Consider the following 10,738-nt stretch of genomic DNA (forward strand, 5'->3'; position numbering starts at 1 on the left):
GCACCGTTTATACCAGCTATTCCTTGAATACCTTGAGCTCCCGTAGCACCAGTTGCTCCAGTATCACCTTTTGCACCGTCATTTCCATCAGCACCGTTTAATCCATCTTTACCGTCGATACCATTTGTACCATTAGTTCCATCAGCACCAGTATCACCCTTTGCACCGTTTGTACCATTTAATCCGTCTTTACCGTCGATACCATTTGTACCGTTAGTTCCAGCGGCACCAGCTATTCCGGTATCACCCTTTGCACCGTCAGCACCATTTAATCCGTCTTTACCGTCGATACCATTTGTACCGTTAGTTCCATCAGCACCCGCTGCTCCAGTATCACCCTTTGCACCGTCATTTCCATCAGCACCGTTTAATCCGTCTTTACCGTCGATACCATTTGTACCGTTAGTTCCATCAGCACCATCAGAACCAGTATCACCCGTTGCACCATCAATACCGTCAGCACCATTTAATCCGTCTTTACCATCGATACCATTTGTACCGTTAGTTCCATCAGCACCAGCTGCTCCAGTATCACCCTTTGCACCATCGGCACCGTTTGTACCATTTAATCCGTCTTTACCGTCGATACCATTTGTACCATTAGTTCCATCAGCACCGGCTGCACCAGTATCACCTTTTGCACCGTCAGCACCAGTTGCTCCAGTATCACCTTTCGCACCATCTGCACCGTTTAATCCATCTTTACCATCGATACCATTTGTACCATTAGTTCCATCAGCACCAGTATCACCTTTTGCACCGTCAATACCGTCAGCACCATTTAATCCGTCTTTACCATCGATACCATTTGTACCATTAGTTCCATCAGCACCGTTTGTACCATTTAATCCGTCTTTACCATCGATACCATTTGTACCGTTAGTTCCAGCGGCACCAGTATCACCTTTTGCACCGTCATTTCCATCAGCACCGTTTAATCCATCTTTACCGTCGATACCATTTGTACCGTTAGTTCCATCAGCACCAGCTGCACCAGTATCACCTTTTGCACCGTCAGCACCGTTTGTTCCATTTAATCCGTCTTTACCGTCGATACCATTTGCACCGTCATTTCCATCAAGACCATTTGTACCATTTAATCCGTCTTTACCATTGATACCATTTGTACCGTTAGTTCCATCAGTTCCAGCTAGTCCAGTATCACCCTTTGCACCATCGGCACCATTAGTACCAGCTATTCCTTGAATACCTTGAGCTCCCGTAGCACCAGTTGCTCCAGTATCACCTTTTGCACCGTCAGCACCATTTGTACCATTTAATCCGTCTTTACCATCGATACCATTTGTACCATTAGTTCCATCAGCACCAGCAGCTCCAGTATCACCCTTTGCACCGTCAGCACCGTTTGTACCATTAGTTCCATCAGCACCAGCTGCTCCGGTATCACCCTTTGCACCATCATTTCCATCAGCACCGTTTGTACCATTTAATCCGTCTTTACCGTCGATACCATTTGTACCGTTAGTTCCATCAGCACCAGCAGCTCCAGTATCACCCTTTGCACCGTCCGCACCGTTTAATCCATCTTTACCGTCGATACCATTTGTACCGTTAGTTCCATCAGCACCAGCAGCTCCAGTATCACCCTTTGCACCGTCAACACCGTTTGTACCATTTAATCCGTCGATACCATTTGTACCGTTTGTTCCATCAGCACCAGTATCGCCTTTTGCACCGTCATTTCCATCAACACCATTTGTCCCATTTAAACCGTCTTTACCATCGATACCATTTGTACCGTTAGTTCCATCAGCACCAGCAGCACCAGTATCACCTTTTGCACCGTCATTTCCATCAACACCGTTTGTCCCATTTAATCCGTCTTTACCATTGATACCATTTGTACCGTTCGTTCCATCAGCACCAGTTGCTCCAGTATCACCCTTTGCACCATCTGCACCATTTGTACCAGCTATTCCTTGAATACCTTGAGCTCCCGTAGCACCAGCTGCTCCAGTATCACCTTTTGCACCGTCATTTCCATCAACACCGTTTGTACCATTTAATCCGTCGATACCATTTGTACCGTTTGTTCCATCAGCACCCGCTGCTCCAGTATCACCCTTTGCACCGTCAACACCGTTAGTACCAGCTATTCCTTGAATACCTTGAGCTCCCGTAGCACCAGCTGCTCCAGTATCACCTTTTGCACCGTCATTTCCATCAACACCGTTTGTACCATTTAATCCGTCGATACCATTTGTACCGTTTGTTCCATCAGCACCCGGTGCTCCAGTATCACCCTTTGCACCGTCAACACCGTTAGTACCAGCTATTCCTTGAATACCTTGAGCTCCCGTAGCACCAGTTGCTCCAGTATCACCTTTAGCACCGTCAGCACCGTTTGTACCATTTAATCCAGTATCACCCTTTTCACCTTTATCACCCTTTGCACCGTCGGCTCCATTAGCACCGGTTGCACCAGTTAATCCTTGAATACCTTGATCACCTTTAGCACCAGTTGCACCATCAGCTCCGTTAGCACCATCATTTCCTTCCAGTGAAGTCAACCATTCTGATTGAGTTCCAGAAAAACCATTTGTTACAGCTACTTGATATGCAGAATCACCGTCATCGCCTTTATCACCCTTTTCACCCTTCAATAGGATTGGTGTTAAATCAATTTGTTCAGTACCACCATTCTCTAGTGTTAAAGTGATTATATTGTTTGAATTGTCTAAACTAAAATCAGATATTTTTTGATTATCTGTATTGTCTAAATAATTACTTAAATCAACAGTACCACCATCTTCCAATGTTAAGATGTTATTAGTGATACTTAATTTTTGATCATCAGAACTTGCAGCAGCAATGTCAACTGTTTGTGTATTTCCATTTTCTAATGTAATGGTCAAAATAGAACCTGCTAAGCTAAACTCAGAAATTTCTTGATTGTCAGTATTGTCTAAGTAATTGCTTAAATCAACCGTACCACCATCTTCTAATGTTAAGATGTTATTATCGATACTTAATTTTTGATCATCAGAACTTGCAGTAGCAATGTCAACTGTTTGTGTATTTCCATTTTCTAAGGTAATCGTTAAAATAGAACCTGCTAAACTAAACTCAGAAATTTCTTGATTATCTGTATTGTCTAAATAATTACTTAAATCAATAGTACCACCATCTTCCAATGTTAGGATGTTATTAGTGATACTTAATTTTTGATCATCTGAACTTGCAGCAGCAATGTCAACTGTTTGTGTATTTCCATTTTCTAAGGTAATAGTTAAAATAGAACCCGCTAAGCTAAACTCAGAAATTTCTTGATTGTCAGTATTGTCTAAGTAATTACTTAAGTCTACCGTGCCACCATCTTCCAATGTTAAGATGTTATTAGTGATACTTAATTTTTGATCATCAGAACTTGCAGCGGCAATGTCAACTGTTTGTGTATTTCCATTTTCTAACGTAATAGTTAAAATAGAACCCGCTAAGCTAAACTCAGAAATTTCTTGATTATCAGTATTGTCTAAATAGTTCGATAAATCAACCGTGCCACCATCTTCCAACGTTAAGATGTTATTAGTGATACTTAATTTTTGATCATCAGTATTTATAAATTTTGATAAATCAACGGTCCCACCATCTACTAAACTTAAGATGTTGGTATTTGAATCAAAACTTAGTTGTTGATTATCAGTACCTGTATCACATAAATTGATCCAGGTTCCTGAGTATTGAAAAACACATTTTTCATCAGTATTATAAACTAATGCTCCATTTAATGGAGTCATATTGTTCATCTCAATATTGGTTATTCTTGTTAATACAAATGCTTTGTTAGAGCTCTCTAGCTCCAATAAAGAAGAAGAGTCTATAGTATTTGGGTTTTCTCCTATTTTAACCTGACCGTAGACAGCAGATGAAACTAGAAGAAGGAATAAAATTTTAAATATTTTCATAACTGGGTATTTACTTTTTTTAATCAATTTTAAATTATTATGCATGCATAACTATTCATTATTGATGTAACAACCTTAATGGTATTCTTCCCCATTAAAAGCTGTTGTTTTTTTTATAAAATAATTGGAAATGAAAAAGTTACACTATCAATAAAACAGTTTTATATAGTCGTTTTTATCAATTTGGTTAACTTAGCATCAAATAATTAATAATAACCACCTAAAATCTTATAATTATGAGAGATTTTAAAATCAGAAATTATTTTATTACTTAAGATAAAATTTTGGGATATTCGTAAAAGGTTAGTAATTTCATAGTTCCACTTATGTTGTATTGGGAAAACGGCGAAACTTCAATAATAGTATTCGTGCATATTATTTGCATAGGATAATTATGGGAGGCAACATACTTATGTTATTGTTATTTAAGTAATTAAGCATATGCTTTCAACCAAGACATTTTTTAAAAAAAAGGAATAAGTGAGGGGTAAGGTATTTAAAGTTATTATAGTTTTTTGGTAGTCTTATTCATTATCCTTCAGTTATTTAAAGTTGTTTTAGAGATACAAAATAGTTAGATGTATCAGTGTCATAAATAGGTGCGTTCATCTTATTTTTTCTTTATGTTTTTTCAAGTGTAATAACTAAACAGGCCAAATTTATTACCAAAAGTCAACTAAGTTTAAGCGGTTTTTTTTTTATTTTGGGAATAATTACGATTGTAAAAAGGTAGATTGAAAATTAAAACCTTTTGATTATTCGAAAAAGGTTTTTCTTAAAACAATCCGTCAATTAATTATTATATTAGGACTATTGGTCAAAATTTAACTATGATTGATGCTATTGAAAACATCTTAAATAGGAGGTAGGCTTGTTGAAAACAATTAGTGATAACAAATACTTTAATACTACTATTAAACCATATCATTCAAGTATTGGCATACATATGAGACATGTTTGATTGTGTTTTTTGTGGAATATCAACTAAAGAAATTAATTTAGTTGCAAGAAAGCGTAATGAACTTGCAGAGCAGAAAACCGCAATGGGTTTGACTTATTTTGCTGAAATTATAAGTAAATTAAAAAGGCTTACAGTAGAAGATTTAAATGAAGTTGTAGCGGTCTCTGACGATTTAGGATTGGGTGTGGTTACTACCAAATATACGTTAGCTTCAATATTATCGCAAGCTCATAGCCATGCGATACACCATTTTGTGAGTATTGGATATATCATTTCCCAATTAGGAATTGAATTGCCTGATGCTGATTTTGGTTATAACCCGACCACACCAAAAAAGGATGTATTGGCTTAGTAATTAATATAAACCCAGCCTCTATACATTTTATTCTTTTTTGTTATTTTATCTTTTATCTCAAGTAGGAAATAGTAGGTTCCTACCGGTACAACGATTCCTTTATCAACTGTAATACTGTTTTCAGAAATTCCGCCCCAGGTATTGTCGTAATTTTGTTTTTCATATACGAGCTCTCCCCAACGGTCATAAACTTCGATTGAATTTTCTTGAGATAAATCTAATCCAGTTATTTCAAAATGATCATTAAGTCCATCTCCATTTGGTGAAAATCCTGTATTTATAGTAAAATCATTTCCACTCGGTTCAGACGCAATTGTTAATACTTCATAGTCATCTGGTACAAATGAGATAGAAGTAATATCACCTTCCTCTAAATCGCCAGATACATCGTTTCTGCCTAAACTATCCCAACGCAGTGTTTTGTTATTCCAACCTACAACTCTTAATAATTCAATATCATCTGTTAGGTTTTTTATATCACTATCAAGATCCCACGTAAGTGTCACTTCTACAGTTTGATCACCATCTAAATCCCAAAACTCTTTATCATTTACCTTAGAAAGGATAGGAGCGAAGCTATTGGTGTCAAAAAGTGTTGCAAATGTAGTAGGACTATTAGGATCCTCATAAAAGTATGCACTCTTAAAAGTTGAAATTGAATTAGGTTTAGATATGGATAAGGGTCTTAACTTATCTTCATCACCAATAGGAAAAGTGAAATCAATATCTCCAAAAAGAGCTGCATAACCATCTACATGTTCAAAATCAGACTCTCCATTATAATTGGCTTGTAAAAAGTCTAATGTTATGTCTAAATCAGTTCGCGGTGTAAATACTTTACCATTAATAAAATCAAGGGTATTATAAACACCCATGGAAGTTTTTAAATTCAACCCATCTAGAATATCAATTTCTGAGTTGTAAAACTCGGCAATTGATGTACCAGAAACAGTCAACTTATCTTCTCCATAAAACCCAGCGAGACCCAAGTTGCTATTAAACACACCGTCGTTAATTAGGTCTGTATGGAAGCCTATTTTACCAGTATCATGTATTTGAATATCTCCAAAATTATGAAAAGCTTCTTGGGCTGTTAGTTGCAGTGTTATAGCAAAACAGAGTACTAAACAAAAGCTATTTATCTTTTTTAGCATTTCTATTTGTTTTGTAATTTAAGGATTGCTTGTTCCAAAGCCTGTAAACGTTTATTTGTTGACTCCCTCTCTTCTTTTAATAATTTAATTTCTTCAGTTTGTTCCTGAATAGCTTTAACTATTGGAGCAAATAAATCATTATATCTTACACTTAACATGCCTTCAGTATCTTCGGTAATAATCCCGTTTGTTTTTGAACTACTATTTTTTAAGGCTTCTTTTAATTGTTGTGCAATAAAACCATATTCTAGTTTATTGTTTTCATCATTATTTCTAAAATAAGACACTGGATGTAATTGATTTATAAAATCTAAACCTAAGTCTGAAGTCTCAATAGTGTTTTTCCAACGTTTATCTGATGTAATAGTCCATGCTACTTGTACACCGGCGTATGTTATTGCTGTTCCACCAATTCTAACCTGATTGTTAGCTGTTGGGTTTGGCACAGAAGACAAATAACCTATCGCTGTATTATTACTTCCTGTTGTTACATTGTCTAAGGATCTGTGGCCAACAGCCGTATTACCGCTTCCGGTAGTTAATACTCTAGAAGAATGATAACCTAAGCTAGTATTGTTATTTCCCGTTGTACTTGAATTTAAGGCTATATAACCTATTGCAGAGTTATAGTTTCCAGAAGTGTTCTTAGGAAGAGCACTGTAACCTGATGCAATATTACCAACACCTGATGTATTACCAGCCATAGACCCTCCACCGGTAGCCGTATTATAATTCCCTGTTAAATTAGTTATCATACTATTTACACCTATACTAATGTTATAATTCCCTTCGGTATTATTACTCAGAGCTGATTGACCCATCGCAACATTATAACTCCCTGAAATATTATCTAAAAGAGAGTTTAATCCGCTTGCAGTATTACCAAGCCCCGACGTATTGTATAGCATTGAATTTACACCATAAGCTGTATTATTATGCCCTGTTATATTATTGCTAAGTGAACTGGTTCCCGTCGCCGTATTATTAACTCCTGTAGTATTATCCCTAAGAGTAGAACTACCTATCGCTGTATTACTGCCACCTGAAATATTACTGTAAAGTGAATTTGCACCCATTGCAGTATTACCAACTCCTGTCAAATTAGAAAAAAGGGTATTTGCACCAATCCCGGTATTGCTACTTCCTGTTGTATTTGCTTGAAGGGAGTTATAACCATTCGCTGTATTATAACTTGCGGTAGTATTAGACGTTAAAGTATTTGCTCCAGTAGCCGTATTATAATGTCCGTTATTGGTAGAAAGCGATAACACCCCCAAGGCAACATTACTACTTCCCGAAGTATTTGCTAACAAAGCATTTTCACCAACCGCAGTATTATTACTTGCTGTTGTGTTTGCATTAAGTGCATTTGCTCCCATTGCGGTGTTATGTGCACCAGTTTTATTTGAATACAACGCGTTTGCTCCAACCGCACTATTATAATTTGCAGTAGTATTAGAATAAAGAGCATTTGAGCCTATACTAGTATTAAAATCTCCTGATTTATTATATGAGAGAGATTCATAACCAATTGCTGTATTGTTAGTTCCCGTAGTATTATCAAAAAGAGAAAATACACCACTTGCTGTGTTTTGTGTTCCTGAGGTATTTTGTGTAAGCGAATTAACACCTATAGCGGTGTTCTCACTACCACCTATATTCTTATTTAAGGATAATGAACCAACCGCAGTATTACTTAACCCTGTAGTATTTCCTGCTAATGCAAACGTACCTGTTGCTGTATTACTACTACCAGTAGTATTTCCAGAAAGTGCTCCAGTACCTGTTGCTGTATTAGAGTTACCTGTACCATTAGACAAAAGAGCATCTTTACCTAATGCTGTATTACTATACCCTGCTGTATTATATCTAAGCGAATTAAGTCCTAAACTAGCATTGTCATAACCTGTTGTATTTGAAGATAACGAGTTAACACCAAACGCAGCATTATTAGTTGACAAAACACCAGCAGCAAGGTTATTGCGTTTAAAAACCAAATCTTGATCATCTGTTGTACCCATAAAATTTACAGTATCATCAGTACCCGAGTTTCCTAGAATACTCCAAGCATCATTTGAAAGCGTAGAAGCGTCTGCCCATGAACCTGTACCATTCGCATCACTTACCAAAATTTTACCAGCACCTTCATTACCATCTGTCATTCTGATACTACCGTTAACCTCTAATTTCTCATTAGGTGTATCTGTTGCAATACCAAAGTTTCCAATTTCATTCACAATCACTCTGTGTACACCTCTTGTAATAAATCCAATTTGATCATTACCTGTAAATCCATTTTGACTACCAAGTGCGATTAAAGTAGCACCTGAACCACGTTGATCACCTTCAATGGCTCTTGCATATAACCACGGAGTAGCTACAAAACCATGGTTATTCAATGGGCTAGCCGCTTGGAAAGCACCTTGTCCACTTAACGTAGCGTCAATAGATGTGCTACCTATAATTGCATTTCCTTTAACTACTAATGCTTCTGAAGGCGTTTTTGTTCCAACTCCTAATCTGTTATTGGCATCATCATAAAATAAATTAGTATTATCGTCCGTAGGTTTTCCATCAGTGCCTGCAAAGAATACTGATCCAGTAGTACCTGTATGCTCGTTAGCATTTGTACCCGCTGCACCGGTATCACCTTTAGGGCCAGTTGCACCGGTTGCACCATCCGCACCGTCATTACCTGCAACACCTTGAATACCTTGGGCACCTGTTGCACCATTGGCACCATCAGTTCCGTTAGCACCAGTATTACCTTTAGCCCCAGTATCACCTTTAGCACCATCGGCTCCAGTTAATCCTTGAATACCTTGATCTCCTTTAGCACCAGTCGCACCAGTTGCACCATTAGTTCCGTTAGTACCTTCTAGAGAAGTCAGCCATTCAGCTTGAGTACCAGAGAAACCGTTTGTCACAGCTACTTGATAAGCAGAATCACCATTTGTACCAGCAACTCCTTGAATACCTTGAGCTCCGGTTGCACCATCAGCACCATTAGTTCCGTTAGCACCATTATTACCATCAGTTCCTTCTAGAGAAGTCAACCATTCAGCTTGAGTACCAGAGAAACCATTTGTTACAGCTACTTGATAAGCAGAATCGCCATTCGTACCGTTTGTTCCATTTGTTCCATCATTACCAGCAACTCCTTGAATACCTTGAGCTCCGGTTGCACCATCCGCACCATCAGCACCAGCTAATCCTTGAATACCTTGGGCACCTGTTGCACCAGTTGCACCATCAGCACCAGTTAATCCTTGAATACCTTGTGCACCAGTTGCACCGTCGGCTCCATTTGCACCGTCATTACCTGCAACACCTTGAATACCTTGAGCCCCTGTCGCACCATCAGCACCATTCGTACCGTTAGCACCATTATTACCATCAGTTCCTTCTAGAGAAGTCAACCATTCAGCTTGAGTACCAGAAAAACCATTTGTTACAGCTACTTGATAAGCAGAATCGCCATTTGTACCGTTTGTTCCATTTGTTCCATCATTACCAGCAACACCTTGAATACCTTGAGCTCCGGTTGCACCATCCGCACCGTCATTACCTGCAACACCTTGAATACCTTGAGCCCCAGTTGCACCATCAGCACCATTAGTTCCGTTAGTACCATTATTACCATCAGTTCCTTCTAGGGAAGTCAACCATTCAGCTTGAGTACCAGAAAAACCATTTGTTACAGCTACTTGATAAGCAGAATCGCCATTCGTACCGTTTGTACCATTAGTTCCATTATTACCAGCAACCCCTTGAATACCTTGAGCCCCTGTCGCACCATCAGCACCATTAGTTCCGTTAGCACCATTATTACCATCAGTTCCTTCTAGAGAAGTCAGCCATTCAGCTTGAGTACCAGAAAAACCATTAGTTACAGCTACTTGATAAGCAGAATCGCCATTTGTACCGTTTGTTCCATTAGTTCCATCATTACCAGTTAATCCTTGAATACCTTGGGCACCATTTGCACCGTCGGCTCCATTTGCACCGTCATTACCAGCAACACCTTGAATACCTTGAGCTCCGGTTGCACCTGTTGCACCATCCGCACCATCATTACCGGCAACACCTTGAATACCTTGAATACCTTGGGCACCCGTTGCACCATTGGCACCATCAGTTCCGTTAGCACCAGTATTACCTTTAGCCCCAGTATCACCTTTGTCTCCTTTTGCCCCTGTCGCACCATCAGCACCATTAGTTCCGTTAGCACCATTATTACCATCAGTTCCTTCTATAGAAGTCAGCCATTCAGCTTGAGTACCAGAAAAACCATTTGTTACAGCTACTTGATAAGCAGAATCGCCATTCGTACCGTTTGTAC

General features: G+C 38.5%; 4 protein-coding genes. 1 reads left to right on the forward strand and 3 read right to left on the reverse strand.

All coding sequences use genetic code 11. The features are described 5' to 3' along the window. Positions 1-3,926: beta strand repeat-containing protein (locus JBL43_RS19985; protein WP_198843127.1), on the reverse strand; the 3,926-nt coding region annotated here is incomplete at its 3' end. A 953-nt stretch (positions 3,927-4,879) separates the two neighbouring features. Between JBL43_RS19985 and JBL43_RS19990 the strand changes: the two genes are divergently transcribed. After that, positions 4,880-5,239 carry a DinB family protein gene (locus JBL43_RS19990; protein ID WP_198843128.1) on the forward strand — a complete coding sequence of 120 codons (360 nt, stop codon included), beginning with the start codon at positions 4,880-4,882 and terminating at the stop codon, positions 5,237-5,239. Here the strand turns inward: JBL43_RS19990 and JBL43_RS19995 are convergent. Then, on the reverse strand, positions 5,236-6,396 hold the full coding sequence (locus JBL43_RS19995; RefSeq protein WP_198843129.1) for a T9SS type B sorting domain-containing protein: 1,161 nt from the start codon (positions 6,394-6,396) through the stop codon (positions 5,236-5,238). The genes JBL43_RS19990 and JBL43_RS19995 overlap by 4 nt on opposite strands. 2 nt (positions 6,397-6,398) lie before the next feature. Continuing rightward, positions 6,399-10,738 (reverse strand): tail fiber domain-containing protein (locus JBL43_RS20000; RefSeq protein ID WP_198843130.1); only part of this gene is annotated, 4,340 nt, incomplete at its 5' end.

Source organism: Aureibaculum flavum (assembly GCF_016406085.1).
Lineage (GTDB): Bacteria > Bacteroidota > Bacteroidia > Flavobacteriales > Flavobacteriaceae > Aureibaculum > Aureibaculum flavum.

Bases quoted from the DNA above. Each gene is read 5' to 3' on its own strand.
- JBL43_RS19990 (WP_198843128.1), top strand. From the start codon at position 4,880: ATGTTTGATTGTGTTTTTTGTGGAATATCAACTAAAGAAATTAATTTA.
- JBL43_RS19995 (WP_198843129.1), bottom strand. From the start codon at position 6,396: ATGCTAAAAAAGATAAATAGCTTTTGTTTAGTACTCTGTTTTGCTATA.